Annotated in this window: 22 protein-coding genes; 12 read left to right on the top strand and 10 right to left on the bottom strand. The window is 63.8% G+C overall.

Going from position 1 to position 26,215, the window contains the following annotated elements:
- Positions 1–17: 17 nt before the first annotated feature.
- The gene (gene yaaA / locus Q8L25_RS23230) at positions 18–788 is read left to right on the top strand and encodes a peroxide stress protein YaaA (RefSeq protein ID WP_308921652.1); all 771 of its coding nucleotides are present in this window, start codon (positions 18–20) and stop codon (positions 786–788) included.
- A 38-nt stretch (positions 789–826) separates the two neighbouring features.
- Here the strand turns inward: yaaA and Q8L25_RS23225 are convergent, their stop codons facing one another.
- Entirely contained in the window at positions 827–1,630 is an 804-nt protein-coding gene (locus Q8L25_RS23225; protein ID WP_308921651.1) for an outer membrane protein assembly factor BamD, read from the bottom strand.
- Between the two features lie 101 nt (positions 1,631–1,731).
- Between Q8L25_RS23225 and Q8L25_RS23220 the strand changes: the two genes are divergently transcribed.
- The gene (locus Q8L25_RS23220) at positions 1,732–2,745 is read left to right on the top strand and encodes an RluA family pseudouridine synthase (protein WP_308921650.1); all 1,014 of its coding nucleotides are present in this window, start codon (positions 1,732–1,734) and stop codon (positions 2,743–2,745) included.
- Positions 2,745–3,527, top strand: a complete 783-nt coding sequence (gene pgeF, locus Q8L25_RS23215) for a peptidoglycan editing factor PgeF (RefSeq protein WP_308921649.1) — start codon at positions 2,745–2,747, stop codon at positions 3,525–3,527. The genes Q8L25_RS23220 and pgeF overlap by 1 nt, the downstream gene beginning before the upstream one ends.
- A gap of 26 nt (positions 3,528–3,553) precedes the next feature.
- Here the strand turns inward: pgeF and Q8L25_RS23210 are convergent, their stop codons facing one another.
- On the bottom strand, positions 3,554–3,763 hold the full coding sequence (locus Q8L25_RS23210) for a hypothetical protein (protein WP_374694195.1): 210 nt from the start codon (positions 3,761–3,763) through the stop codon (positions 3,554–3,556).
- Positions 3,764–3,843: 80 nt separating this feature from the next.
- Here Q8L25_RS23210 and phaC point away from each other — a divergent pair, with 80 nt between their 5' ends.
- From phaC to Q8L25_RS23190, 4 genes are all read left to right on the top strand, one after another.
- Entirely contained in the window at positions 3,844–5,586 is a 1,743-nt protein-coding gene (gene phaC / locus Q8L25_RS23205; RefSeq protein WP_308921648.1) for a class I poly(R)-hydroxyalkanoic acid synthase, read from the top strand.
- Positions 5,587–5,809: 223 nt separating this feature from the next.
- Positions 5,810–6,376: a polyhydroxyalkanoate synthesis repressor PhaR gene (gene phaR / locus Q8L25_RS23200; RefSeq protein WP_094445143.1), complete on the top strand. Its 567-nt coding sequence runs from the start codon at positions 5,810–5,812 to the stop codon at positions 6,374–6,376.
- A 172-nt stretch (positions 6,377–6,548) separates the two neighbouring features.
- Positions 6,549–7,904 (top strand): 30S ribosomal protein S12 methylthiotransferase RimO, encoded by a 1,356-nt coding sequence (gene rimO / locus Q8L25_RS23195; protein ID WP_308925783.1) that lies wholly within the window; start codon positions 6,549–6,551, stop codon positions 7,902–7,904.
- A gap of 96 nt (positions 7,905–8,000) precedes the next feature.
- Positions 8,001–9,167 (top strand): cystathionine beta-lyase, encoded by a 1,167-nt coding sequence (locus Q8L25_RS23190; protein WP_308921647.1) that lies wholly within the window; start codon positions 8,001–8,003, stop codon positions 9,165–9,167.
- Between the two features lie 45 nt (positions 9,168–9,212).
- Here Q8L25_RS23190 and Q8L25_RS23185 read toward each other — a convergent pair whose 3' ends face one another.
- Complete coding sequence (locus tag Q8L25_RS23185) at positions 9,213–9,572, bottom strand: hypothetical protein (RefSeq protein ID WP_308921646.1); 360 nt, start codon at positions 9,570–9,572, stop codon at positions 9,213–9,215.
- Positions 9,573–9,657: 85 nt separating this feature from the next.
- Between Q8L25_RS23185 and Q8L25_RS23180 the strand changes: the two genes are divergently transcribed.
- On the top strand, positions 9,658–11,514 hold the full coding sequence (locus tag Q8L25_RS23180; RefSeq protein WP_308921645.1) for a serine hydrolase domain-containing protein: 1,857 nt from the start codon (positions 9,658–9,660) through the stop codon (positions 11,512–11,514).
- A gap of 11 nt (positions 11,515–11,525) precedes the next feature.
- Here the strand turns inward: Q8L25_RS23180 and Q8L25_RS23175 are convergent, their stop codons facing one another.
- Genes Q8L25_RS23175 through Q8L25_RS23160 form a run of 4 tightly spaced genes read right to left on the bottom strand, consistent with a single transcriptional unit; the run spans position 11,526 to position 14,251 of the window.
- Positions 11,526–11,783 (bottom strand): hypothetical protein, encoded by a 258-nt coding sequence (locus tag Q8L25_RS23175; RefSeq protein WP_308921644.1) that lies wholly within the window; start codon positions 11,781–11,783, stop codon positions 11,526–11,528.
- The gene (locus Q8L25_RS23170; RefSeq protein ID WP_308921643.1) at positions 11,780–12,619 is read right to left on the bottom strand and encodes a DUF692 family multinuclear iron-containing protein; all 840 of its coding nucleotides are present in this window, start codon (positions 12,617–12,619) and stop codon (positions 11,780–11,782) included. The genes Q8L25_RS23175 and Q8L25_RS23170 overlap by 4 nt, the downstream gene beginning before the upstream one ends.
- A complete protein-coding gene (locus tag Q8L25_RS23165; protein WP_308921642.1) occupies positions 12,609–13,526 on the bottom strand; it encodes a TIGR04222 domain-containing membrane protein in 918 nt (305 codons plus the stop codon). Before Q8L25_RS23165 ends, Q8L25_RS23170 begins: the two co-directional genes overlap by 11 nt.
- Positions 13,523–14,251 carry a hypothetical protein gene (locus Q8L25_RS23160; protein ID WP_308921641.1) on the bottom strand — a complete coding sequence of 243 codons (729 nt, stop codon included), beginning with the start codon at positions 14,249–14,251 and terminating at the stop codon, positions 13,523–13,525. Before Q8L25_RS23160 ends, Q8L25_RS23165 begins: the two co-directional genes overlap by 4 nt.
- Before the next feature lie 174 nt (positions 14,252–14,425).
- Between Q8L25_RS23160 and Q8L25_RS23155 the strand changes: the two genes are divergently transcribed.
- The gene (locus Q8L25_RS23155) at positions 14,426–15,883 is read left to right on the top strand and encodes a mechanosensitive ion channel family protein (protein WP_308921640.1); all 1,458 of its coding nucleotides are present in this window, start codon (positions 14,426–14,428) and stop codon (positions 15,881–15,883) included.
- A gap of 9 nt (positions 15,884–15,892) precedes the next feature.
- On the opposite strand, the gene serB is transcribed toward Q8L25_RS23155, so the two are convergent.
- The 3 genes from serB to Q8L25_RS23140 all read right to left on the bottom strand — a co-directional run bounded on the left by serB (position 15,893) and on the right by Q8L25_RS23140 (position 21,410).
- Complete coding sequence (gene serB, locus Q8L25_RS23150; protein WP_308925782.1) at positions 15,893–16,735, bottom strand: phosphoserine phosphatase SerB; 843 nt, start codon at positions 16,733–16,735, stop codon at positions 15,893–15,895.
- Positions 16,736–16,778: 43 nt separating this feature from the next.
- Positions 16,779–20,222 (bottom strand): transcription-repair coupling factor, encoded by a 3,444-nt coding sequence (mfd, locus tag Q8L25_RS23145; RefSeq protein WP_308921639.1) that lies wholly within the window; start codon positions 20,220–20,222, stop codon positions 16,779–16,781.
- Positions 20,223–20,477: 255 nt separating this feature from the next.
- Positions 20,478–21,410 carry a 5'-nucleotidase gene (locus Q8L25_RS23140; protein WP_308921638.1) on the bottom strand — a complete coding sequence of 311 codons (933 nt, stop codon included), beginning with the start codon at positions 21,408–21,410 and terminating at the stop codon, positions 20,478–20,480.
- Between the two features lie 339 nt (positions 21,411–21,749).
- Between Q8L25_RS23140 and Q8L25_RS23135 the strand changes: the two genes are divergently transcribed.
- The 3 genes from Q8L25_RS23135 to Q8L25_RS23125 all read left to right on the top strand — a co-directional run bounded on the left by Q8L25_RS23135 (position 21,750) and on the right by Q8L25_RS23125 (position 26,193).
- Positions 21,750–23,462 carry a methyl-accepting chemotaxis protein gene (locus Q8L25_RS23135; protein ID WP_308921637.1) on the top strand — a complete coding sequence of 571 codons (1,713 nt, stop codon included), beginning with the start codon at positions 21,750–21,752 and terminating at the stop codon, positions 23,460–23,462.
- Between the two features lie 314 nt (positions 23,463–23,776).
- Positions 23,777–25,417 (top strand): methyl-accepting chemotaxis protein, encoded by a 1,641-nt coding sequence (locus tag Q8L25_RS23130; RefSeq protein ID WP_308921636.1) that lies wholly within the window; start codon positions 23,777–23,779, stop codon positions 25,415–25,417.
- Positions 25,417–26,193, top strand: coding sequence for an EAL domain-containing protein (locus tag Q8L25_RS23125; RefSeq protein ID WP_308921635.1), 777 nt, complete (start codon positions 25,417–25,419; stop codon positions 26,191–26,193). The genes Q8L25_RS23130 and Q8L25_RS23125 overlap by 1 nt, the downstream gene beginning before the upstream one ends.
- Positions 26,194–26,215: the final 22 nt, after the last annotated feature.

Genomic DNA, 26,215 nt, shown 5'->3' with positions numbered 1-26,215 from the left:
ATTTTGTAGTGAACATTATGTTGATCGTGCTTTCGCCCGCCAAGAGTCTCGACCTGGAGACGCCGCCAACCACCTCGTTGCACAGCACCCCCGATTTTCTCGACCATTCCGCGCAGCTGATCGAGCGCATGCGCCAGTTTTCGCCCAGTGAGGTGGGCAGCCTGATGGGCATTTCCGACGCCTTGTCCAGCCTCAACGTGGCGCGCTACGCCTCGTGGACGCCAGAACTGACCGAAGCGCGCCAGGCCATCATGGCCTTCAATGGCGACGTCTACGCCGGTTTCGAGGCGCGCACCCTGCAGCCTGCGCAGCTCGACTATGCCCAGTCGCAGGTGCGCATTCTGTCGGGCCTGTACGGCCTGCTGCGTCCGCTGGACCTGATTCACCCGCACCGGCTGGAAATGGGCACGCGCCTGTCGACCGTGCGCGGCAAGGACCTGTACGCGTTCTGGGGCGACACCATCACCGACGCCCTGAACCGCACCGCCAGCGAGAATAAAGCCAGGGTGCTGGTCAACCTGGCGTCGGAAGAATACTTCAAATCGGTCAGGCCGCGCCAGCTCACGGTGCCGGTGATCGCGCCCGTGTTCGAGGACTGGAAGAACGGCAAGTATAAAATCATCTCGTTCTACGCCAAGCGCGCGCGCGGCATGCTGGCGCGCTACGCGGCCGTGCATCAGATCCGTGATCCCGAGCAACTGAAGCAGTTCGATGTCGATGGCTATGCCTATGTGCCGGAGGCGTCCAACGACAGCAGCTGGGTGTTCCGGCGCAAAGTTGCCGAGTAAGAAAAAAAACCGGGCGAGCCCGGTTTTTTTGATGCTGCTTACTGCCAGAACTTCCACCACTTGCGTTCCTTGTTCACCCCTTCAGGGCTGAGGAAGGCGGTGGTCGGGTAGTTCTTGGTCAGCACGCGCAGGGTGTCGTCGCGCAGGTCGGTCAGGCCCAGCTTGTCGTACGAGCGGTACATGATGAACAGCGCTTCTTCGATCGCCGGCGAGGCGGCAAAGTCGCTGACGGTGGTTTGCGCGCGATTTGCCGCTGCCAGGTAGGCGCCGCGGCGGTAGTAATAGCGCGCCACATGGACTTCGTACTTGGCCATGGCGTCGATCAGGTAGTTCATGCGCGCCAGCGAATCGGGCGTGTACTGGCTGTTCGGGAACTTGTCGACCAGCTGCTTGAAGGCCGCAAACGCTTCGCGCGTGGCTTTCGGATCGCGTTCGGTCGGATCCTGCTCGTACAGGAAGTTCAGGAAACCGATCTGGTCATTAAAGCTGATCAGGCCCCGCAAGTAGTACATATAATCCACATTGGCGTGGTTAGGATGCAACTTGATGAAGCGTTCGACAGCGGCCAGTGCCTGCGCCTGGTCTCCCGACTTATAATACGCGTAAGCGATCTCCATCTGCGCTTGCAGAGCGTAGTTGCCGAAAGGGTAGTTAGCCTCCAGCTTCTGGAACAGTCCGATTGCAGCCTCATAGTGCTGACCGGACATTTCTTCACGCGCCTCCGAGTATAATTTCGTAACAGACCAGTTTTTGGTCTCATCCACTTTTTCCGGCAACAAGCTGCAAGCGGACATGCCGAGCAGAACGACTGAAGCGACTACCAACGATAATTTTTTTTGCATGACGTTTTGCAAGAAGGTTTTAACCAAGATTTTACAATAGGCTGATTATAGCCGATGGGAATGCTGTGATATTAACTCCGAAGCCTAATTTGGCTGACCCCGTGTTTGACTCCCTTTCTGAACATGACGCCGAAGACGTCTTCGACGGTGATTTTGCCGCCGACGAGATCATCGACGACATGGCCCCGATCGAACTGGAACTGACGCCGGACGCCTGTGGCCAACGCCTCGACAAAGTCATTTCCAAGCTGGTGCCGCAGTACTCGCGCAGCCGCTTGCAGCTGTGGGTGGAGGCTGGATTCGTCACCGTCGATGGAAAAGTTGCCAAGCGCAATATGACCGCCTATGGCGATGAAAAGATCGTCATTCTGCCGCAAAGCGCGCCGGAAGACGAGGCTTTTAAGCCTGAAGCGATGGAATTGAACATCGTGCACGAAGACGAGCATATCATCGTCATCAACAAACCGGCCGGACTGGTGGTGCATCCGGGACCAGGCAACTGGTCGGGCACCTTGCTCAACGGCCTGCTGCACCATTGCCCGCAACTGGCCGGCGTGCCGCGCGCCGGCATCGTGCACCGCCTGGACAAGGATACCAGCGGCCTGATGGTGGTCGGCAAAACGCTGGCCTCGCAGACCGACCTGGTGCGCCAGTTGCAGGCGCGCACCGTCAAGCGCGAATATTTTGCGCTGGTGTGGGGCACGCCGAAACCGGCCGGCACCATCGACGCCTCAATCGCGCGCCACCCGCGCGACCGCGTGAAGATGGCCGTGTCCGAAAATTTCACGGCCAAGCCGGCGATCACCCACTACGAGCTGCTGAACACCGGTGAGCTGGACCGCCGTCCTGTCAGCCTGATGCAGTGCCGTCTGGAAACGGGCCGCACCCACCAGATCCGCGTGCACATGCAGCACCTGGGCTTTGCGCTGGTCGGCGACGCCGTCTACGGCAAGCAGCACCTGGTGTCGGTCTTCCCGCGCCAGGCGCTGCAGGCGCGCCGCCTGGGCCTGGTGCATCCGGGCAGCGGCAAGCCGTGCGAGTGGATCGTGCCGGTGGCCGACGACTTTGCCGAGCTGCTGGCCACGGCCGGCATACCCGAGCCGGAACAGGTCTGATGGCTGCCTTGCCCGCCATCGTTCCGCACTGGCCCGGCCTGCCCGCCAACGTGGGCGCCTTGTCGACCACGCGCGCGCGCGGCGTCAGCCTGGCGCCATATGATGACGGGCAGGGTGGTGGCGGCCTGAACCTGGGCGTGCATGTGGCCGACGATGCCGCGCACGTGGCGCAGAACCGGGCACGGCTGGCGTCAATGCTGCCGGCGCAGCCTGCCTGGCTGAACCAGGTGCATGGTGTGGCGGTGGCGGATGCCGCCAGCCTGGCCGGGAGGGTGCCGGACGCCGACGCCAGCGTGGCTTCCGAGCCTGGCGTGGTCTGCCTGGTGATGACGGCCGATTGCCTGCCGGTGCTGTTCAGTTCAAACGACGGCCAGGTGGTGGCCGCCGCCCATGCGGGCTGGCGCGGCCTGGCGAACGGCGTGTTGCAGCGCACGGTGCAAACCATGCGCGAGCGGGGCGCGACCGAGATCCTGGCCTGGCTGGGGCCCGCCATCGGTCCACGGCAATTTGAAGTGGGGCAGGATGTGCTGCAAACGTTCCTCGATGGCGCCGTGAATGCGGCGGAACGGCAAGCCTTGCAAAACGCGTTCAAGGCGATCGCCGGCAAGCCGGACAAATACCTGGCCGATCTCTACGCGCTGGGGCGTTTGATGCTGGCGCGCGAGGGCGTGACGCAGGTGGCGGGCGGCGAATATTGCACCGTCAGCGATGCCGCGCGGTTTTACTCGTACCGGCGCGACGGCGTCACGGGACGGCAGGCCAGTTTGATCTGGCGCAAATAAGCTTGACGCACCAGAGCGGCAGACACTTATGTGTCTGCCGTTTTTGTTTTATCGTCTGTCTCTGCCAGTCGCTGTGCCTTGCGTTTGCGCCGCCGCGAACCCGTCAGATAGAATAGGATCGACAGCGGCACCACGCAGTACAGCAAAAACGTCATCAGGCCGGCGACGACCGACGGTTCCGTCAGCGCCATCAGGCCGACGACGTAGATCCAGGCGATGGCGGTCATCAGCATCATCAGTAAAGATTATCCGTAAAAGTTTGCATGCAGGGCCCAGGTAGCGACGACTTTTTAAATTCTTGAATGGACTTAACCATATGAATATGCCCGATCCTCAAGCAATGACCAAGGAGTGGATGGCGCAGATCAGCGACCCGAACCATTGGAAGACGTGGTTCAACATGGTGCCGCAGCCGGCAAGCAATCCGCTTGCCGGCATTTTGCAGGATGCGGGCGCCAGCATCAAGCCGGAAGTGATCGAGCAACTGAAAAACGCCTATATGGCCAAATTGACGGGCTTGTGGACCGACTTTATGGCTGGCAAGGTACCCGAAGTGAAGGACCGCCGTTTTGCCGCGCCGGCCTGGCACGCCAGCCCGCTGTCGGCCTTCAATGCCGCCGCCTACCTGCTCAATGGCGAATTCCTGACCTCGATGGCCGAAGCGGTGGACGCGACGCCGCACCAGAAACAGAAGCTGCGCTTCGCGGTGCAGCAGATCGTCGACGCCATGTCGCCGGCCAATTTCCTGGCCACCAACCCGGACGCGCAGCAAACCCTGATCGAAACCAAGGGCGAAAGCCTGGCCAAGGGCTTGACGAACATGCTGGCCGACATGCAGAAGGGCCGTATTTCGCAGTCCGACGAAAAGGCGTTCGAGGTGGGCCGCAACGTGGCCACCACCCCCGGCACGGTGGTGTTTGAAAACGACTTGTTCCAGCTGATCCAGTACACGCCGACGACCGCCACAGTACACCAGCGCCCGCTGCTGATGGTGCCGCCATGCATCAATAAATTCTATATCCTTGACTTGCAGCCTGAAAATTCGCTGGTGCGCTATGCCGTGGAGCAGGGCAATACCGTGTTTTTGATGTCGTGGCGCAATGCCGACATGAGCATGCAGCACGTCACCTGGGACGATTACGTGGAGCAGGGCGTGATCGAGGCGATCGGGGTCACGCAGGATATCTCGGGCCAGGAAAAGCTGAACATGTTCGGTTTTTGCGTGGGCGGCACCATCGTCTCGACCGCGCTGGCTGTGCTGAAGGCGCGCGGGCAGGATCCGGCCGCCAGCCTGACCCTGCTGACGACCTTCCTCGATTTCTGCGACACGGGCGCGCTGGAAGTGTTCATCGACGAGCCGCAGGTGGCGCTGCGCGAGCAGACCCTGGCCAAGGGCGGGCTGATGTCGGGACGCGACCTGGGCAGCACCTTTTCCAGCCTGCGTCCGAACGACCTGGTATGGAACTACGTGCAATCGAACTATCTGAAAGGCAAGGAGCCACCGGCGTTTGACTTGCTGTACTGGAATGGCGACGGCACCAGCTTGCCCGGCCCCATGTTCTGCTGGTACTTGCGCAATACCTACCTGGAAAACAGCCTGAAGGTGCCGGGCAAGCTGACGGTAGCCGGTGAAAAGGTCGACCTCTCCAGCATTGACGCGCCGGCCTTCATCTACGGTTCGCGCGAAGACCATATCGTGCCCTGGGGCGCGGCTTACGCCAGCACGGCGCTGCTGAACCCGAAAAAACCGAAGGCCAACCGCTTTATCCTGGGCGCCTCGGGCCATATCGCCGGCGTGATCAATCCGGCCTCGAAGAAAAAACGCAGCTACTGGAGCAATGACCAGCCGACCTCGGCGCGCGCCAAGGCCAAGGTCCTGAGCGCCGAGCAATGGATGGACGGCGCGACCGAACACGCGGGCAGCTGGTGGCCGGAATGGGCCGCCTTCCTGGCTCAGCATGGCGGCGCGGACGTGAAAGCGCCCGCCAAGCCCGGCAACAAGCGCTATCCGTCGATCGAGTCGGCGCCGGGCCGCTACGTGAAAGTCAGGGCGGACTGAGCGGCTGCCACGGGGGCTGTAAGGCCGGGATGGACGCCGGCCTTGTCAAGAACCTACTTTTAGTTGCGTTGCAATAAAACCCGGAAACTTCGGCCCGAATGTGCAATGTCGCCGTTTTCCACTCTATAATGCAAAAAGTAGGCAGGTGCGAAAGCGAACCTCGCGTTCGCTTTTTTTTCGGATCAACTCAGTATGCGTTGCGGCGCAATAAGTGGAACTTCTGATGAGCAGTGCAAAAAAAAGTATAGACCGCCTGATTAAAAAATACCCTAACCGCCGGCTGTACGACACCCAAACCAGTTCCTACATCACGCTGACGGACGTCAAGCAGCTGGTGCTGGACAATGAAGAATTCACGGTGGTCGATGCCAAATCCAGCGAAGACCTGACGCGCAGCATCCTGCTGCAGATCATCTTGGAAGAAGAGGCCAGTGGCGTGCCGATGTTCTCGAGCGGCGTGCTGTCGCAAATCATCCGCTACTATGGCCACGCCATGCAGGGCATGATGGGTTCCTACCTGGAAAAGAACGTGCAAGCGTTCACCGATATCCAGCACAAGTTCACAGGCACCTCGGCCGGCAGCTTCGAAGGCAAGCCGTTCAGCCCTGAAATGTGGACCCAGTTCATGAACGTGCAGGGCCCCATGATGCAAGGCATGATGAATAACTATATCGACCAGAGCAAGAGCCTGTTCGTGCAGATGCAGGAGCAAATGCAAAACCAGAGCAAAAGCCTGTTCGGCAACTTCCCGTTCGTGCCGCCGGTGGTGCCGCCGACCGACAAGAAATAGGCTGGCCAGGGCGGTTTGTGCCGCCTTGTAGTTGTATTCGCAGCATAGTTGTGCAGGCAAGGGGCGGCTCGGGGTACAATAGCCGATTCGCCTCACCATTTCCCAGCTGCCAACTATGTCTGAAATTCACCGTATTCCTGTTCCTTCCGCCAAGCCAGAGGCCATGCTGGCCATGCCAGGTGCGGCGCCGAAAGTGGGCTTTGTCTCGCTCGGCTGCCCGAAAGCGCTGGTCGATTCCGAACAAATCCTGACCCAACTGCGCGCCGAAGGCTACGAAACGGCGAAATCCTATGCGGGCGCCGATCTGGTGATCGTCAATACCTGCGGTTTTATCGATGCCGCCGTGCAAGAGTCGCTCGACGCCATCGGCGAAGCGCTGGCCGAAAACGGCAAAGTGATCGTCACCGGTTGCCTGGGCGCCAAGAAAGATGCTGCCGGCGACGACATCATCATGAAGGTGCACCCGAAAGTGTTGTCCGTGACGGGCCCGCACGCGCTGGCCGAAGTGATGGATTCGGTGCACTTGCACCTGCCAAAGCCGCACGCGCCTTTCCTCGACCTCGTGCCGCCGCAAGGCGTCAAGCTGACGCCCAAGCACTATGCCTACCTGAAAATTTCCGAAGGCTGCAATCACCGTTGCAGCTTCTGCATCATTCCATCGATGCGCGGCGACCTGGTGTCGCGTCCGATCGGCGAGCTGATGATCGAAGCGGAAAACCTGTTCAAGTCCGGCGTCAAGGAATTGCTGGTGATTTCGCAAGATACCTCGGCCTATGGCGTGGACGTGAAATTCCGCTCCGGTTTCTGGAACGGCCGTCCCGTGAAAACCCATATGACGCAGCTGACCGAAGCGCTGGGCGAGCTGGCCAAGTCCTACGGCGCCTGGGTGCGCCTGCACTATGTCTATCCATACCCGCATGTGGACCAGATCATTCCGATGATGAGCGGCGGCCATATCCTGCCTTACCTCGACATTCCGATGCAGCACGCGCATCCCGATGTGCTCAAGCGCATGAAGCGCCCGGCCAGCGGCGAGAAAAACCTGGACCGCATCCAGGCTTGGCGCGCCATCAACCCGGACCTGACCATCCGCTCGACCTTTATCGCCGGTTTCCCTGGCGAAACGGACGCGGAATTCGAATACCTGCTGGACTTCCTGAAGGAGGCGCAGATCGATCGCCTGGGCTGCTTCGCCTATTCGCCGGTGGAAGGCGCGACCGCCAACGCCATCGCCAATCCTGTGCCGGAAGAGCTGCGCGAAGAGCGCCGTGGCCGCGTGATGCTGTTGCAGGAAGAAATCTCGAAAAAACGCCTGCAAGCCAAGGTCGGCAAGACCGTACGCGTGCTGATCGACGAAGTCACCCGCACCGGCGGTGTGGGCCGTTCCAGCGCCGATGCGCCGGAAATCGATGGCGTGGTGTATGTCAAGCCGCCGTATGAGCCGCACCGCAAGCTGGCGGTGGGTCAGTTCGTTGATGTCAAAATTACTTCTGCCGATGCACACGACCTCTGGGGTGCGGCCGAGTAAGCAGGTGTAACAACAGTACGGCAGGCAAGGGCGCTAGCCCTTACAATCAAGGCGGACTCGCAATGTGCGGGGCCGCCTTTTTTTATTGCCCATGCCATGACGACAAAAAAATCCGTGCAGACCGCGCTGATCCACAGCGACTACCAGGCGCCGCCAGGCTTTGCCGCCTTTCCCAACGCCATCCACCATGCGTCCACCGTGCTGTTCAAGGATGTGGCGGCCATGCGTTCGGGCAACTGGAAGGACAAGAACGCCTATACCTATGGCTTGCACGGCACGCCCACCACTTTTACGCTGGAAGCGCGGCTGGCCGACATCGAAGGTGGCAATTTTTGCCTGCTGGCGCCGTCGGGCCTGGCGGCGATCGCCATGGCCGACTTTGCCCTGCTGAAAAGCGGCGACGACGTGCTGCTGCCGGAAAACGTGTATTACCCGAATAGTGAACTGGGGCGCTGGCTGTCGCAGGATTTTGGCATCAGCACGCGCTATTACGATCCGCTGGTCGGTGCCGGGATTGCCGGCCTGATACAGCCGAATACCAAACTGATCTGGACCGAAGCGCCCGGTTCCGTGACCATGGAAGTGCCGGACTTGCCGGCCATTTGCGCCGCCGCCCATGCGCGCGGCGTGCTGGTGGCGCTGGACAATACCTGGTCGGCCGGCCTGGCCTTGCGTGGTTTTGACCTCGGCGCCGACATCGTCATGCAGGCGCTGACCAAATACCAGTCCGGCGGCTCGGACGTGCTGATGGGCGCCTTGATCACGCGCGACCGGGTCCTGCACGACCGGCTGGCGCTGGCCCACATGCGCCTTGGCATGGGCGTGGGGGCGGACGACGCCTACCTGGTGCTGCGCGGCCTGCCCACCATGAAGCTGCGTTTCGATGCGCACGATGCGGGCGCGCGCAAGGTGGCCGGCTGGCTCAAGGATCGCCGCGAAATTGCCACCGTGCTGCACCCGGCTGTCGAGGATTGCCCTGGCCACGCCATCTGGCAACGCGACTTTACGGGCGCGGGTGGCTTGTTTTCCGTGCTGTTCGACGCCAGCTATACGGAACAGCAGACCGACCGCTTTGTCGACGCCTTGAAATTGTTCAAGATCGGCTACAGCTGGGGTGGTGCCAACAGCCTCGTGATGCCGTATCGCATGGCCGCCATGCGCAAGGGCTGGCAAGCGGCTGGGCAGTTGGTACGATTCAATGTGGGACTGGAAGCGCCGCAGGATCTGATTGCCGATATCGAACAGGCGTTCGCGGCGATGTAGGTGGCGATGGACGGCGGCAGGCCGGCTGGCCTGCCGCGCAAACGATTACGGCATCGGATTATTGTTGTTCAGGTCGATAAAGCCGCGCACCAGCCGGTAGGCCTTCCACAGCCAGGCCAGGCCCCACACAAGCAGGGCCACCGGGATGCCGATCAGGGTGACCCACATGATGGCGCCGACCACGACCCAGAACACGTACCACCAGAACGAGCGGATCTGCCAGCTGTGATGGCTGTGTACAAAAGTGCCGGCCGACTCGCCCTGTTTCAGGTAATTGACGATCAGCGGAATGAAGGACAAGGCGCCCAGCGAAAACACGAAGCTGGCGCCATGCACCAGGTACAACCACCAGGCCAGGGTCTTGGCTTGTTGGACATTGTTATCCAGAATAAGTTGTTGTGACATGTGTGCTCCCTCGCTTGCAAAGGTTTTGATTGTAGCAAGCTAGTGACCAGGGAGGTACGCCATGCAAAGAAAGAGAGTGCGATCAGTGCAATATATAAACAATTCGAGCACCCTGGGGCGCTATCTGCGCCGCGCTTGCCAGGCGCTGCTGCTGTGCGCCGTGGCGCATTCGGCCCATGCCGCAGGTGATGCCCTGGCCGGCGATATCGGTGCCAGCCTGCAGGAAGAAGGGCTGGCCGGCGCCGTGTGGAGCGAGGTGCGCGACGATGGCGCGATCAGCACCGGTGCCGCTGGCCTCAAAAATGCCGCCAGCAAGGCCGCCATGCAGGCCGACAGCAAAGTGCAAGTGGGCTCGGTGGCCAAGGTCGGCGTGGCGCTGGGCGTGCTGCGCCTGGTGACGGAAAACAGGCTGGCGCTCGATACGCCGCTGGCACAGGTGCTGCCCGAACTCAAGCTCAAGAATCCCTGGCAGGGCAGCGATCCGGTGCGCATCCGCCATTTGCTCGACCATACTTCGGGGCTGGACAATGTGCGTTTCTGGCAGGCCTTCAGCAGCAATGCCGCGGCCGATACGCCGCTGGCGCAAGCCTTCCAGGGCAGCGGCAATCTGTTGCGCGTGCGCGACCGTCCGGGCAGCCGCTATGCGTATTCGAACATGGGCTATGGCATCCTCGGCATGGTGATCGAAAAAATCACCGGCCAGCCCTATGAGCGCTACCTGGATGCCCAGGTGCTGGCGCCGTTGGGCATGCAGGACAGCACCTTTGCCTTCGTCACGCAAAGCGGCGCGAAGCCTGGCGCGGACGATCGCCTGGCCATGGGCCACTTCGAGCACGGCGTCACGCATGCGGCCACGCCAATGTACTTGCGCCCGGCCGGCCAGCTGACCACCACCGCGCACGACATGGGCAAGCTGGCGCAATTCCTGCTGGGCGACGGCGGCGCGCAGGGGGCGCCATTCATCGCACCGGCCCTGATGCAGATGCTGTCGCGGCCAAACGGTACCGAGGCCTCGCAAGCGGGGCTCGATACCGGCCATGGCCTGGTACTGGCCGTGCGCGACCGCCACAATGTGGTCGGTGAATGCCACCCCGGCACCACCGCCGGTTTTCGCGCCATGCTGTGCATTTATCCCGAGCAGAAAAGCGCGTTCTTCATCGGCTTCAATACCGATGCCGAAAGCGCCGACTATGAGCGCTTCAACCGCCTGCTGATGCGCGACCTGGAGCTGCCGCTGCGCCCGCCGGCCGCGCACGGCACGCCGGCGCCGACGGTGGAAAACTGGCAGGGCGTGTATGTGCCGGCGCCGAGCCCGATGGCCAGCATGGCCTGGCTCGACGCGGTATTCGGTTTCGTGCGCGTGAAATGGGATGGCGATTCGCTGTTCCTGATCCCGTTCCAGGGCGAACCGAAGGAACTCGAACCGGTCGGCGGCTTCCTGTTTCGCGCCAGCGACCGCAGCGCGCCCTCGCATGTGCTGCTGCAGGCCGATGGCCGCCATGTGCTCAGCGATGGCCTGCACAGCTATGAACGCGCGTCGATGTTGCGCATGCTGGTGCTGTGGGGCAGCCTGGCGCTGGGCGTGATCGGCTTGCTGTACGTGCTGCTGGTGGGCCTGTGGCGCGCCGCCGGCCGCAAGCTGGGCCGGCGCGACCATTTGTTCGCGCCGCTCCTGTCCTTGCTGGCGCTGTTGCTGCCGCTGCCGTTCTTCTGGTGGCAGTCGTTCATGCGCCTCGGCGACGTGACGGTTGCCAGCGTGCTGGCCGCCATCGCGACGGGCGCGCTGCCGCTGGCCATCGCCTTTGGCCTGGCCCGCTGCTGGCGCACGCGCGGCACCGGCACGGTGGAAAAACTGGACTGGATACCTTTGCTGGCGGCGCTGCAATTGCTGCTGGTGCTGGCCTGGTGGGGGCTGCTGCCGCTGCGCATGTGGCAGTTGTAGTCGAGGTCAGCTCAGCGCCAGCGTTCCAGCAGCCGGCGCCACCAGCCTTGCTGTTGCTTGGCGTGTGCGCCATGCGCGGCGCGCTTGTGCTGAAAACTGGCGGCCGCCATCTGCAGCCCGATGCGGTCGATCGCCGCCATCGCCTCGGCTTCCTGCGGCGACAAACCATGCAGCACGGACTGCGTCTGCGGGGCGTCCAGGAACGCCTGGCGCAGCGCGTCGTCCGTGTACAGTTTCGCCAGGTAGGCTTCCAGCGCCGGCGAACTCATGCCGCTCTGCCTGCGCGCAAGGCGGCGCGCGCCAGTGCCAGCTGCTCAAGCACGTGCTCGAACGACGGATAATTGCCGTCGCGCTCAAGGATGACCGTCAGCGGCTGCGGTGCATGGCGCGCCAGCAGCGTCAGTAACTCAAACACTTCGGCCGGCACGTCGTGCAGATGGTCGTCCAGCAGGCGACGGCCCGTGCCGCCCGGTTCGTCTATCCAGTGGCCGCCGCTGAGGTGCACGGCGCCCACCGTGGCCAGCGGCAAGCGCAGCAGCAGTGCTTGCGGGTCCTGGCCGCCATTGACGGCGTTCGCATACAGATTGTGCAGGTCGAGCAGCAGCGGCACTTGCGCACCCTCGATGATCTGCGCCAGCCATTCGGCTTCGTCCAGGGTGCTGGCCGGCGGTTCGACCAGGGTGGCGATATTTTCCATCAGCGGCGCGCTGCCGACGATGCGGCTGGCCAGCGCGATATTGGCCACGGCGCCGGTCGCGCTGGCTGGCGTGCGCGGCGGCGCGGCCAGGTGGCCGATCTCGATCCCGCCAGCGCGCACGAAACTCAGGTGTTCTGACCACGATTCTGCCTGCACGGTTTGCATCAGGCGCGCCATCGCGTGCAGCCGGCGCGGCTCGGCCGGGATGGTCGACGCCAGTCCCATGCCGACTCCATGCAGGCTGACTGGCACCTGGCGCGCCAGGCTGCACAGGGCATCCATGCCGGCGCGCGAGGCGCGGTAATAATCGTCGGCGATCACTTCCAGCACATCGATCTGTGCCAGGTTGGACAGGATGCCCGCCGCCAGTTCGCCGCGCCAGCCAAGCCCGACGCGGTCAGCTGCCACAGCCGCCACCACCGCCGCAACCACCGCAGCCGCTGCCGCAGGACGAACCCCCGCTGTCACCACCGGACGAAGAGTCGCCCGAGCTGCCGGACGACGAATCGCCGCTGTACGTCTGGCGCGGTAGCGGGTACAGCTCGGCCACATACGCATAGACGGACAGCGGCAGCGCGCCGATGCCGAAAATGGCGGCCAGCAGCGCCATGTCCGCGCTGCCGTTGCCGGCCTGCAGGCGTGACGAGCGCATGTTCAGGCGGCTGAACAGCATGCGCAGGTCGGACAGCAGCCGCTGCGCCGCGAAGCTGGTGTTGCGGGTGCGCAGGCCGCGCAGCTTCAGCAGAAATACGGCCGTCATGATCGCCAGGAACAGCAGGTTGTAATGCCCGGTGCTGACCGCGATGATGGCCTTGACCAGGGCCACCGTCAGCAGCACATAATGCGCGACCCAGGTGACCCGTTCGCGTCGGCGCAGCAGCGGCGCGCCGACCAGCAGCTCCTGCTGCGTCAACGATTGCAAATAAGCCTGGCAGGACGGGAAAGCGTCGGCCTGCACCGCCAGTTCCTTGCTGTGGCCCTGACGGCCCAGGTACAGCCGCAGCACGTCGCGTTCGATGTCATGGCCGGCAAAGCGCAGGCTGTCGGCGCTGGTGGTTTCCAGCAGCGGCCCATCGGCGCGCAGCAGGCCGCGGTCGACCAGCACGATGGCGGCGATTTTGACCGCTTCGAGCGCGCCGCCGCGCAAAAAGGCGATGCGGTACGGGTCGTCGGCCAGGGTCAGCTGCGCATGCGGATTGCGCAGCTCCTGGCGCAGCAGCAGTTCGCGCACGCCGTAGTACACGACAAGGCCGAAGGCCAGGTAGGCGGCCAGGAACCATGGCCCGGTCCAGTAAAAGGGATTGGCGCCGGTCACCGCAGCTGCTCCGCATGGTCGCGCAAACGTTCGGTAATCGTCATCAGGCCGGTGAACGCCGGCAGGGCCAGACCCGGCGCCAGGCGCGCCGTTTCCCGTGCCGCCGACATGGTCTGCAAGGCGGTGTGCAGGGCCGGGTCCTGCAAGGTATCGACAAATGCTTCGAGCGCCTGCTTGCCGGGTAGCGGCGGGTGGCCGTCCAGCTGCGCCAGCGAGGCGGCGGCCGAGCGCAGGGGGCCGGCCGCATCGGCAATGGCGGCGGCCAGTTGCTCTTCATGCAGGCTGACCAGTAGATACCGTTCGCGCATGCGCAGCTGCTGGTTCAGCAGCACCTGGCGCAAGCGCCGCAGCACGGCCTCGCGGCTGGTGTGCAGGCTGGCGAACGGATCGCTACCCAGCAGCACCCTGTGACGCGCGACGATATCGCTGAACTTGACGGCAAACGCGTCGGCGGCGTCGGCCAGTTCGCTCTCGAGCAGGAACATCACCTGCAGGTCGATGGCGGCATGCGCCATGCGCAGCGGCGCGCGCAGGGCATCGGCCGATGCAGGCGCGAAGTGCTTGAGCAGGAGCAGCAGGTTGACATCGGAAGTGGCGCGCAGCTGGCCGTCGGCGGCCGAACCGAACAGCACCACGGCGGCGAGATCGGAACCGAAGGCGTTTTGTGCGGCGGCGACAAACAACTGCAGATGGCGTTCGATATCGGGCGGGAGCGATGGCGGCATGGGGGCGTCTTTCACGGTGGTCTGGCTGGCTGATTTGGTATTTTGCAATATAGCAAGAATATAATAATTCGGGCGCGCGCGGCCTGCTACCGCACTGTCATGAGGGCGTCATGATCGGCTGTTACGATGGATGATAGGCAAATTCGTGCCTGCGGTTGTCAACGACGGAGCATCATGGTGGACAGGTATTGGGCAAGGAGCGGATTGCTGGTCGTGGCCAGCGTGTTGCTGGTGCTGGTGTCGAATGAATTACTGGGCGCGCCGTTCGGCTGGAGCGCGCCGGGGCGCGAGGCGGCTGGCCTGCTCGTTGGTCACGGCATTCCGCTGCTGCAACTGATTGCGCTGGCGATGCTCACCGATCAGCTGATGTGGGCGTTGGCCGCGCGCCGTTCAGGCGCGGGACCAGCGACGCGGATCCCGCGCCTGGCGCTGCAGATCGTCACCTTCCTGATCTATGGGCTGCTTTTTTGCGGTGTGCTGAACCAGGTGTTCGGGGTCTCGATGGCGGCCATGCTGGGCGCTTCGGGCGTGATCGGCCTGATTCTGGGTTTCGGCCTGCGTGGCCTGGTGGCCGACGTGTTTTCCGGCATCGCGCTGCACCTGGACGCGTCGATCAATGTCGGCGACTGGGTCGACCTGCAATATCGTGGCCGCGACATGTCGGGCAAGGTGCTCGATTTCGCCTGGCGCACCGTGGTGCTGGCCGACCGCGCCGACAATATCGTGCTGATACCGAACGGCGAATTCGCCGGCGTGATGGTGACCAACCGTTCTCGCCCCAATGCCTTGTCCAAATACGATTGCGTGCTGGAGCTGGGCGCCGAACACGATACCGCGCGGGTGCTGGCGATCCTGGGCAACGCCCTGGAGCGCGCCGTGCACGATGGCGTGCTGGCCGCGCAGCCGCCGCCGTATGTGCAGGTGGCGTCGCTGAAGGACGGCGTGGCCGCTTACCGCATGGTGTATTTCGTCGAAGTGGGCGCCAGGTCGCCAGGCAGCTACAGCCACATGGCGCTGCACTATGGCGCGCAGTTCCTGAAGGCGGCCGGCATTGCGCTCACGCGCAGCGAGCACGTGGAGTGGAGCCGCCATGGCGGCCCCGCCCAGCATCATTTGGACCAGCCCGCGGTGCGCATGGGCGTGCTGGGCAGCGCGCGCTACCTGTCGGCGCTGTCGCCGGCGGAGCTGGCCGTGATTGCGGCCGATACCGTCACGGCGCGCCTTGCCGCAGGCCAGGCGCTGCTGACAGCGGGCGACCCTGGCGACAGCATGTTCGTGGTACTGGAAGGCAGTCTTGACGTCGTCATCGATGGGCCGCATGGCCCGCTTGAGGTGGCGCGCCTGTGGCCGGGCGACTGCGTGGGCGAGATGTCGCTGTTTACCGGCGAGCCGCGTTCGGCCCATGTGCGCGCCCGAGAAGCGAGCGTGACATTCGAGGTTGCCAAACATACCATGGCCGGCATCTTCCAGTGCAATCCCGCGCTGGCCGGGCAAATTGCCGCATTGATCGAGGCCCGCCGCGGCATCAACGACGATGCCTTGCAGCGGCCGGCCGGCACGCCTGCGGGCGTGCCGGAAACGCCGGGCATGCTGGACCGCATCCGCGAGTTTTTCAGGCTCGGGCGCGGCTGATTCCCGGCATCAGGACAGCACGTTCAGGATGCCGTCCAGGCCGACGAAATTGAGCGCCACGTCGGCCTGGGCCCGCACCACGGGCTTGGCGCGGAAGGCCACCGACAGGCCGGCGATGCCCATCATTTTCAGGTCGTTGGCGCCGTCGCCCATGACGATGGCCTGCGCCGGCGAGATGCCCAGTTCCTTGCAGACCCGTTCGACGGTGCGCTGTTTTTCTTCCGCATCGACGATGCCGCCGATGACCTTGCCGGTCAGCTTGCCGTCGACGATTTCCAGTTCATTCGCGTGCGTATAGTCCAGGCCCAGGCGTTCCTTCAGGCGTTCGGTGAAGAAGGTGAAGCCGCCCGACACCAGCAAGGTTTTCAGGCCGGCCGCTTTCACGGCCGCCAGCATTTTTTCGGCGCCCGGCGACAGTTTCAGGCGTTCGTCGTAGACGCGCTGCAGGGCGGAGGCGTCCAGGCCTTCGAGCAGCGCCACGCGCTGGGTCAGGCTGGCCGCGAAATCGAGTTCGCCGCGCATGGCCGCTTCGGTGATCGCCGCCACCTGCGGTTTGAGGCCCTGCATGTCGGCGATTTCATCGATGCACTCGATGGTGATCACGGTCGAATCCATGTCCATTGCGACGAGCTTGAATTCGCTCAGCGTGCGCCGGCCCATGAGGTAGGTGGCGTCCAGCTGCGCCGCCTGCGCCGCCACCTCGATGGTCGGCAGCAACGCCTTGGAGTAGCTGATTTTTTCGCAGCGCAGCGCATGCGGTCCCAGGCGCGTGATACCGGTCGGCGCGGCCAGCGCGGCGATGCGCTCGAGGCGCGCCGGGTCGCCGTCGACGCCCTGCAGTATCAGATTCATGGTCATGGAAGAGGTATTGGTCATGGTAGCCTGCGGTAAAAGTCTAAACGGTCAATTGCTTGATGGTGGTCTTGATTTGCGTCACGCGCGCCGCCAGGTCCGGCATGGCGGCGCTGATCTTCAGCTTGTCCTGGCCGTGCAGCTTGATATGGCGGTTCTTCTGTATCAGTTCGATGATGCGCATCGGGTCGATCGGCGGCTGTGCCATGAATTGCAGGGTGGCCGCTTCGCCATGCACGTCGATCTTGACGATGCCCACGGTTTTCGCCGCGATGCGCAGGCGGTGCGTCTCGATCAGCGCTTTCACCGGGTCGGGCAGCTTGCCGAAACGGTCGATCAGCTCCTCCTGGATATCGTCGATCTTGTCCTGCGTGGCGCAGTTGGCCAGCCGCTTGTAGATCGACAGGCGTTCGTGCACGTCGCCGCAGAAGTCCGCCGGCAGCAGCGCCGGCACGTGCAGGTTGATCTCGGTGGTCGAGGCCAGCGGCGCGGCCAGGTCGGGTTCCTTGCCGGCTTTCAGCGAACGCACGGCCTCGTTGAGCATGTCCGAATACAGCTGGAAGCCGATCTCCGTCATTTCGCCGGACTGGCTCTCGCCCAGCACTTCGCCGGCGCCGCGGATTTCCAGGTCGTGCATGGCGAGATAAAAACCGCTGCCCAGCTCTTCCATCTGCTGGATCGCGTCCAGCCGGCGCTGCGCCAGCTTGGTCAGGCCCTGCACATCGTGCACCAGCAGATAGGCATAGGCCTGGTGGTGCGAACGGCCCACGCGGCCGCGCAACTGGTGCAGCTGCGCCAGGCCGAACTTGTCGGCGCGGTGCATGATGATGGTGTTCGCCGTCGGCACGTCGATGCCGGTCTCGATGATGGTGGTGCACAGCAAAATATTGAAGCGCTGGGCGACGAAGTCGCGCATCACTTTTTCCAGGTCGCGCTCGTGCATCTGGCCGTGTGCCACGGCGATGCGCGCCTCGGGCAGCAGCTCGGTCAGCATCGCCAGGCGATTCTGGATGGTCTCCACCTCGTTGTGCAGGAAGTAGATCTGGCCGCCCCGTTTCAGCTCGCGCAGGCAGGCTTCGCGGATGATCGCTTCGCCTTCGCTGCGCACGAATGTCTTGATGGCCAGGCGCTTTTGCGGCGCCGTGGCGATGATCGAAAAGTCGCGCAGGCCTTCCAGCGCCATGCCCAGGGTGCGCGGAATCGGCGTGGCCGTCAGGGTCAGCACATCGACTTCCGCGCGCAAGGCTTTCAATGCTTCTTTCTGGCGCACGCCGAACCGGTGTTCCTCGTCGATGATGACCAGGCCAAGGCGCGTAAATTTCACGTCGTCGGACAGCAGCTTGTGGGTGCCGATAATGATGTCCAGCGTGCCGTCGGCCATGCCCTTGAACGCCTGCGTGATCTCCTTGCCGCTCCTGAAACGCGACAATTCCGCAATGCGCACCGGCCAGTCGGCGAAGCGGTCGGCAAAGGTCTGCGCGTGCTGTTCGGCCAGCAGGGTGGTGGGCGCCAGGATGGCCACCTGCTTGCCGCCCATGACGGCGATAAAGGCCGCGCGCAGCGCCACTTCGGTCTTGCCGAAGCCGACGTCGCCGCATACCAGGCGGTCCATCGGTTTGCCCGAGGTCATGTCCTTGATGACGTTGTGGATGGCCTCGGCCTGGTCCGGTGTCTCATCGAAGCCGAAGCTGTCGGCAAAGCGCTCGTAGTCGTGCGAGGAATACTCGAAGGCATGGCCCTGGCGCAGCGCGCGGCGCGCATACAGGTTGAGCAGCTCGGCGGCCGTGTCGCGCACCTGGTCGGCCGCGCGTTTCTTGGCTTTTTCCCACTGGCCCGAACCGAGCGAATGCAGCGGTGCGTCTTCGGGGGAGGCGCCCGAATAGCGCGAGATCACGTGCAGCTGCGACACGGGTACATACAGCTTGGTGTCTTTCGCGTATTCGAGATGCAAAAACTCCGTCTCGCCTTCGCCCAGGTCCATGCTGGTCAGGCCCATGTAGCGGCCGATGCCGTGGTTGATGTGGACCACCGGGTCGCCGATCTTCAGCTCCGACAGGTCGCGCACCATCGATTCGACCTGGGTCACGCCTTCCTGTTTCTTCTTGCCGACGCGGCGCCCCGAGCCCGCATACAGCTCGGTCTCGGTGATGAACGCCAGGTTGCCTTCGTCCGTGTACAGCTCGAAGCCCGCATGCAGCGGCGCCACGCCCAGCATCAGTTTCGCGTCGGACTGCAGGAAGCCGTCGCTGCCTTCCACCGGCGTGAGGTGAAGGTCGTATTCGGCAAAGTACTGCTGCAGCGTTTCGCGCCGGCCGTTCGATTCGGCGCAGACCATCACCCTGCGGCCCGGCTGCAGCAAAAAGCTGCGCAAGTTCGCCAGCGGGTCGTCGGCGCGGCGGTTCACGGCGATGTTGGGCAAGGGCGCCGACAGTTCGGACGCCAGCGCATCGTTCGACTTGGTAATGGCCAGGCGCGCATTCGGCTTGGCCAGCGCGAAGAACTGCTCGTCGCCGAGGAAGAGCGACTCGGGTGGCAGGATCGGGCGCTCGCGGTCCGCCTTCAGGAAGCGGTAGCGCGACTGCGTGTCGGTCCAGAAGCGGCCGATGGCCGCGTCGATCTCGCCCACCAGGGCCAGCGAGGCGTCCGGCGGCAGGTAGTCGAACAGGGTCGCCGTCTCCTCGAAAAACAGCGGCAGGTAGTATTCGATGCCGGCCGAGGCGATGCCGCTGCTGATGTCCTTGTAGACCACCGAGCGCGATGGATCGCCTTCGAACTGTTCGCGCCAGCGGCTGCGGAAGGTGGTGCGCGCCGCTTCGTCCATCGGAAATTCGCGGCCCGGCAGCAAACGCACTTCGTGCACGGGGTAGAGTGAACGCTGGGTGTCGGCGTCAAAGGTGCGGATGGTTTCGATGGTGTCGCCGAACAGGTCGAGCCGGTAGGGCAGGGCTGAGCCCATCGGGAACAGGTCGAGCAGGCCGCCGCGCACCGAGTATTCGCCGGGCGACATCACCTGCGACACATGGCTGTAGCCGGCCAGGGTCAGCTGCGACTTCAGGCGCGCTTCATCGAGGATTTCACCCTTCTTGAAAAAGAAGGTGTAGGCCGCCAGGAACGAGGGCGGCGCCAGGCGCACCAGCGCGGTGGTGGCCGGCACGATCAGCACGTCGCACTGGCGGCTGCGGATTTCGTGCAGCGTGGCCAGGCGCTCGGAGACCAGGTCCTGGTGCGGCGAAAACGCGTCGTAGGGCAGGGTTTCCCAGTCCGGCAGCAGATGGCAGCGCAGTTCCTTGCCGCCGAACCACGGTATTTCATCGAGCAGGCGCTGGCCGTCGCTGGCCTGTGCCACCACCACGGCCAGCATCTGGCCGCGCGACTTCAATTCCAAAGCGGCCAGTGCCAGCGCATAGGCGTCGGATGAACCATACAGGGCGGGCAGCGCGTAGCGGTTGCCGGGCTTGGGGAGCGATTTTTTCAGGGCTAAGGACATGCAGGCGATGACACTGGTGACAGAGGCAGTTGACAGGAAAGACTGTATTGCGCGCGGCGCCCTTCATGACGGCGCCAGCAGGCACGATTATAGACCATCCCCCCATATTGGCACGTCAGTGCCTCTCTTCAGAACGCATATAGTCGCGCATGATAAAACCGTAGCGAGCGGCAGTGATTTGTGGCCGAGAAGCGCAGCCGTGCTTGAGCACGGTGAGCATCGCAGGCCGCAAAGCGCGACGCGCAGTAGGTTTGATCATGCGCGCACATTGGCGATGCCGAACGGAACATGCACCATCGGTATCGTGCCGCCGCTTGACTTCAGATGACTGAGCTGGTCATCGAAAAAGATATGCGGCCTGAACACGGCCAGCACGCGCGATTTGTCCATGCCGCCCAGGAAGAAGGTCTCGTCGGCCGCCACGCCCCAGCTTTTCAGGGTGGTGACCACCCGTTCGTGCGAGGGCGCGTTGCGCGCGGTGATGATGGCGATGCGCAGGATTTTTTTATAGGCGGGGTCGCGTTTTTGCGCGCGCTCTTCCAGCCGCTGCATGGTGGCCAGTTTCTGGAACAAGGCGGCCAGCGGGCCAGGGCGGTGCGGCGTGCCCACGTTCAGGGTTTCATGGGCGTGGAATTCGTCGACGTCGTTATTGCGCTTGAAGACGGTTTCCGCCTCGTCGTCGGCGATCACGCCGTCGAAGTCGAAGGCGACGCGCAGCTCGTCGTCGGCCTCGTCGTCCTCGGTGCGTGACGGCAGCACCAGGCCGGCGGGAAAATTGCAGGCCAGCGCACCGCGCACATCGTCTTCATTCGCACTCAGGAACAGCGAGGCGTTGAACGCCGGCAGGTAGGGGTAGGGCGACTTGCCGGTCATGAAGGCGGCGCGCGAAATATCGAGGCCATAATGGGCAATCGAATGCATCACGCGCAGGCCCGTTTCCGGCGAATTGCGCGAAAACAGCACCACTTCCACCGGCGCCTCGTGCGGATGGTGCTTGTTGATGTTCAAAAAGCGCCGGATGAAGGGGAAGGCCACGCCGCGGCCCAGCACCGTGTCCAGGTGGGTTTCCTGGTACTTGCGGTATTCCTCGGGGCCGCTGTCCAGGTACACCTGGTGCGATTCGGACAGGTCGAACAGTGCGCTCGAAGCGACGCCGATCACCAGTTTTTGTTCGATAAGATAAGCCATGGTGGTTCCGCTGTGGTCTTGTCGGCCATCTTAGACGAATATCAATTGCGCGACCAGCCATCCCTTTCCGGGAAAATATTTACAGAATTTTATTTCTGCACCATTCGAGGGCACAGCTGTTTCTGATACGCCACAGGCAACGATTAAAAGTTAATTTGTATCAGGTATGACACTGCCAGGGCGCGACTTTTCCTCTATGCTGGCGACATATAAATCTCGCCAAATGTCACGACGTGTTTGCCCCATCCCCGCAAGCGTTCTGCAAGCGCCAGCCGTTCCATCCGAACCCGCCAGCACGAACTTGCCTGGCTTGTATCGGTCTCAATTAGGGGTAATAACATGTTCAAGAATCTACTGATCAAATGGAAACTGGCGGTTCTGGTGGCCGTCATGATGGCGGCGCTGATCGTCGTCGGCATCAGCGGCTATGCCGGCATCGCCACTGTGGGCAATTCCGTCAATGAAATCGGCGTGGTGCGCCTGCCGTCGATCCAGGGCCTGCTGCAAATGAGCGAAGGCCAGACGGCGGTGGCGGCCGGTACCCTGAGCGCCGCCATCTATGAAACGAATTACCAGGCGCAGGACAAGTTCCGCGAAGCGCAGCAGTTGCGGGCCAGGGCCTGGGCCAGTATCGAAACCGGCCGCAAGCTGTACGAGCCGCTGCCGCAGACGCCCGAGGAGGCCGTGCTGTGGCAGCGCTTCCAGGGCGAATGGGCGGCCTGGAAAAGCAGCGACGACAAGGTCGGCAGCGTGCTCGACGCGCTGGCGAAAAACGCCGATGAGCAAAAGCAGAAAGACCTGTTTGTCGACTTCTACAAACAGTATCTGGACTCGCGCGGCCTGTTCGGCAAGGCCGAAGCCTCGCTGAACCAGATTATCGCGCTCAATAACCAGATCGCCGACGCCAGCGTCAGGGCTGGCGGCGCCGCGGTGGTGCGCTCGGAAAGCCTGATGGTGATCCTCGGCTTGCTGGCCGCGGTGGCCGGCATCGCCTGCGCCGCCTTCATCACGCGCGCCATCACGCGGCCCATCATCGAGGCCGTGAAGGTGGCGCAGACGGTGGCCTCCGGCGACCTGACCAGCCGCATCGTCGCCACCACCACCGAAGAAACAGGCCAGCTGCTGCAGGCCCTGCACGACATGAACGCCAGCCTGGTGTCCATCGTCGGCCAGGTGCGCGGCGGCACGGAAACCATCGCCACGGCCTCGACCCAGATCGCCAGCGGCAACCTGGACCTCTCCTCGCGCACGGAAGAGCAAGCCAGCTCGCTGGAGGAAACCGCGTCGTCGATGGAAGAACTGACGTCGACCGTGCGCCAGAACGCCGACAACGCCCAGCAGGCCAATGCGCTGGCGCGCACCGCCTCCGGCGTGGCGGTCAAGGGCGGCGTCGTGGTGGGGGAAGTGGTGCGCACCATGGACGCCATCAACGATGCCTCGCGCAAGATCGTCGACATCATCAGCGTGATCGACGGCATCGCCTTCCAGACCAATATCCTGGCCCTGAATGCGGCCGTGGAAGCGGCGCGCGCCGGCGAGCAGGGGCGCGGCTTTGCGGTGGTCGCCACCGAGGTGCGCAACCTGGCGCAGCGCAGCGCGGCTGCCGCCAAGGAAATCAAGACCCTGATCGGCGACTCGGTGGTGGCGGTGGACGCCGGCAGCAAGCTGGTGGCGGAGGCGGGCGGCACCATGGCCGACATCGTCTCGAGCGTGCAGCGCGTGACCGATATCATGGCCGAGATCAGCCTGGCCACGCAGGAGCAAAGCTCGGGCATCGACCAGATCAACCAGGCCATCGGCCAGATGGACCAGGTGACCCAGCAGAACGCGGCGCTGGTGGAAGAAGCCGCGGCGGCGGCCGCCTCGCTGCAGGAACAGGCGGGCACCTTGTCGCAGGTGGTCAGCGTGTTCAGGCTCGATGGCGTGCAGGCTGCGCCGGTGCGCGCCGTGGTGCGTGCCGCTGCCGCCGCTGTCCCTGCGCGTCCGGCCTTGAAAGCGGCGCCCGCCGCGCGCAAGGCCGCGCCGTCGCACGACGAGTGGGAAGAGTTTTAAGCGGCCGACATCGCCCTGTTGTCGAACCGGACGGCCGCCTTGTGCGGCCGTTTTGCATGGCCGCACGCCAAGCCGGCGATGCCGGCCCTTGCCAGGAAAACAGTGTTATTAAAATGAATGTTTTGTTATCTAAGCAAAATTTTGCAAAAATTAACGCGACATTGCTTGTCGGATAACTCACACTGGCCGCCGTAGCATCATGCGCCCTGGCGCGGATGACGGCGCATGCCATCTTCGCTCCTGCCTTTGCCCACTCCCGGCCGACCCTGCAGCCTGTTTCGTCCTGTCGTCCCGCACGGCGGGCGGCGGCAGCCATGGCGATCAGCCTCACCTTGAAGAATGCGAAAAATATGGCGAATATGAATATCGGAACGCGCTTGCGCTGGTCGTTCGCGGTGCTGACCGTGCTGTTGCTGGCCACCGCCGCGCTGGGCTTGCTGCGCCTGTCCTCGCTGGACGAGCGCATGCGCGGCGTGGTCGACAGCGAGTATCCGAAAACCGTGCTGGCCAATGACATCATCAAGCAGGTCAACGTGATCGCGCGTTCGTCGCGCAATCTGTTCCTGATGTACGAGCTGGACCAGGTGGCGCAGGAGCGCGATACCATCGCCAGGGCCAGCGCCACGACCGAGCGGAAGCTGGGCGAGCTGGACAAGATGGTCGATTCCGTCAAAGGCAAGGAAATGATGCTGGCTGTAAAAGAGGCGCGCGGCGTCTTCAATGCGGGCCGCGACAAGGTGCTGGCGCTGCTGCACGACGGCGCGCGCGACGAAGCGTCGGCCCTGCTGCTGCAAACCGTGCGCGCCGACCAGCTGCGCTACATGGCCGCGCTGGAAACGCTGATCAACCACCAGCACCAGCTGATGGTGGAAGCGGGGGAGCGCGTGCGCGAGGAATACCTGGCGGCGCGCGCCATGGTGCTGGCGCTGAGCGCGGCGGCCATCGTGTTTTCCATCATCACGGCCTGGCTGGTCACGCGCAGCATCGTGCGTCCCTTGCAGCATGCGCTGGGCGTGGCGCAGACGGTGGCCGCCGGCGACCTCAGCTCCACCTTCGGCCGCCATGCCACCGATGAAACCGGCAGGCTGCTCGACGCGCTGGCTATCATGAATGGCAACCTGCAGGATATCGTGCGGCAGGTGCGCAGCGGTACCGATACCATCGCCACCGCCTCGACCCAGATCGCGGCCGGCAATGTGGACTTGTCGGCCCGCACCGAGGAGCAGGCCAGTTCGCTGGAACAGACGGCGTCGGCGATGGAGGAACTGAGCTCCACGGTGCAGCAGAATGTCGACAATGCGCGCGAGGCCAGCACCCTGGCACTGGAAGCGGCGCAGATCGCCAACCGCGGCGGCGAGGCGGTCGGGCAGGTGATCGACACGATGGAGGCGATCAGCAGTTCCTCGGCGCAGATCGCCGACATCATCGGCGTGATCGACATGCTGGCCTTCCAGACCAATATCCTGGCCCTGAATGCGGCGGTGGAAGCGGCGCGCGCCGGCGAGCAGGGACGCGGCTTTGCCGTGGTGGCGACGGAGGTGCGCAACCTGGCGCAGCGCAGCGCGTCGGCCGCGCGCGATATCCGCGCCCTGATCGCCACCTCCAGCGAGCAGGTGTCAACCGGTTCGGCGCTCGTCACGCGGGCCGGCGCCACCATGCAGGACGTGGTGCGGGCGGTGGAACGGGTCAGCCGCATGGTCGGCGACATCACCACCGCCAGCGCCGAGCAGGGCACCGGCATCGGCCAGATCAGCGAGGCGGTGGTGCAGATGGACCAGGTGACGCAGCAGAATGCCGCGCTGGTGGAAGAGGCGGCGGCCGCTTCGCAGTCGCTCGAAAGCGAGGCGGCGCGGCTGCAGCAGGTGGTCAGCGTCTTTCGCCTGCACCAGGAGCCTGCCCGCCTGCCGCCCGCACGGCAGTCCGGCGCGCAGTCCGTGCTGCGGCTGTCCGCCTAGTGGCTGGCCTGGCCAGCGCCCTGCGCAATAATGAATTCTGCTTTCACTACCAGGGCAAGTTCGATACGGCGCAATTGCGCCTGGTGGGCCTGGAAGCGCTGCTGCGCTGGCAGCAGCCCGGGCGCGGCCTGACGTTTCCGCAGGAGTTCATCGCCCTGGCCGAGCGGCGCGGCACCGTCGTCGAGCTGGGCAACTGGGGCATCGCCACCGCCTGTCGGCAACTGGCGCAGTGGCGCGCCGCCGGGCTGGCGCTGGTGCCGGTGGCGGTCAATCTGTCGGTGCAGCAGCTGAGCGATCCGCGCCTGCTGGCCACCGTGCAGCGCTGTTTGCGCCAGCATGATGTGCCGGCCACCTTGCTGGAACTGGAAGTGACGGAAAGCGGCCAGATCGACGACACGGCGCAAGCGTGCGCGGTGCTGTCGCAACTGCGCGCGCTGGGAGTGCGCATTGCGCTCGATGACTATGGCACCGGCTATGCGGGCCTGCATCACCTCAAGATGCTGCCGGTTGACACGGTCAAGATCGACCGCTGTTTCATTACCGACATCGGCAGCGATGGCAAGGACGCCATCATCGTCGCCTCGACCATCGCGCTGGCGCGCAGCCTGGACCTGCAGGTGCTGGCCGAAGGCGTCGAAGATGGCGTGCAGCTGGCCATGCTGCGCAGCCTGGGCTGCCGGCAGGTGCAGGGCTACTATCTGCACCGGCCCGCGCCGGAGGCGCAGGTGCGGGACTTGCTGGACGCCGCGCGCGCTTCGCCTGATTGCCATATGTAACAGCGGTCATACATGGCGCCAT

Source organism: Janthinobacterium sp. J1-1, from assembly GCF_030944405.1.
In the GTDB taxonomy this organism is placed as follows: Bacteria; Pseudomonadota; Gammaproteobacteria; order Burkholderiales; family Burkholderiaceae_D; genus Janthinobacterium.
The sequence above is the reverse complement of the archived record's forward strand: the minus strand, read 5'-3'. Positions and strand labels throughout refer to the sequence as shown.

Excerpts from the sequence above, each read along its gene's own strand:
- Q8L25_RS23130 (WP_308921636.1), top strand. The coding sequence starts at position 23,777 with ATGGCGATCAGCCTCACCTTGAAGAATGCGAAAAATATGGCGAATATG.
- Q8L25_RS23190 (WP_308921647.1), top strand. The coding sequence starts at position 8,001 with ATGACGACAAAAAAATCCGTGCAGACCGCGCTGATCCACAGCGACTAC.
- Q8L25_RS23155 (WP_308921640.1), top strand. The coding sequence starts at position 14,426 with ATGGTGGACAGGTATTGGGCAAGGAGCGGATTGCTGGTCGTGGCCAGC.
- rimO (WP_308925783.1), top strand. The coding sequence starts at position 6,549 with ATGCCAGGTGCGGCGCCGAAAGTGGGCTTTGTCTCGCTCGGCTGCCCG.
- Q8L25_RS23135 (WP_308921637.1), top strand. The coding sequence starts at position 21,750 with ATGTTCAAGAATCTACTGATCAAATGGAAACTGGCGGTTCTGGTGGCC.
- Q8L25_RS23210 (WP_374694195.1), bottom strand. The coding sequence starts at position 3,763 with ATGATGCTGATGACCGCCATCGCCTGGATCTACGTCGTCGGCCTGATG.
- serB (WP_308925782.1), bottom strand. The coding sequence starts at position 16,735 with ATGAATCTGATACTGCAGGGCGTCGACGGCGACCCGGCGCGCCTCGAG.
- Q8L25_RS23175 (WP_308921644.1), bottom strand. The coding sequence starts at position 11,783 with ATGAGTTCGCCGGCGCTGGAAGCCTACCTGGCGAAACTGTACACGGAC.
- pgeF (WP_308921649.1), top strand. The coding sequence starts at position 2,745 with ATGGCTGCCTTGCCCGCCATCGTTCCGCACTGGCCCGGCCTGCCCGCC.
- mfd (WP_308921639.1), bottom strand. The coding sequence starts at position 20,222 with ATGTCCTTAGCCCTGAAAAAATCGCTCCCCAAGCCCGGCAACCGCTAC.
- phaC (WP_308921648.1), top strand. The coding sequence starts at position 3,844 with ATGAATATGCCCGATCCTCAAGCAATGACCAAGGAGTGGATGGCGCAG.
- Q8L25_RS23225 (WP_308921651.1), bottom strand. The coding sequence starts at position 1,630 with ATGCAAAAAAAATTATCGTTGGTAGTCGCTTCAGTCGTTCTGCTCGGC.
- Q8L25_RS23160 (WP_308921641.1), bottom strand. The coding sequence starts at position 14,251 with ATGCCGCCATCGCTCCCGCCCGATATCGAACGCCATCTGCAGTTGTTT.
- Q8L25_RS23185 (WP_308921646.1), bottom strand. The coding sequence starts at position 9,572 with ATGTCACAACAACTTATTCTGGATAACAATGTCCAACAAGCCAAGACC.
- yaaA (WP_308921652.1), top strand. The coding sequence starts at position 18 with ATGTTGATCGTGCTTTCGCCCGCCAAGAGTCTCGACCTGGAGACGCCG.
- phaR (WP_094445143.1), top strand. The coding sequence starts at position 5,810 with ATGAGCAGTGCAAAAAAAAGTATAGACCGCCTGATTAAAAAATACCCT.
- Q8L25_RS23140 (WP_308921638.1), bottom strand. The coding sequence starts at position 21,410 with ATGGCTTATCTTATCGAACAAAAACTGGTGATCGGCGTCGCTTCGAGC.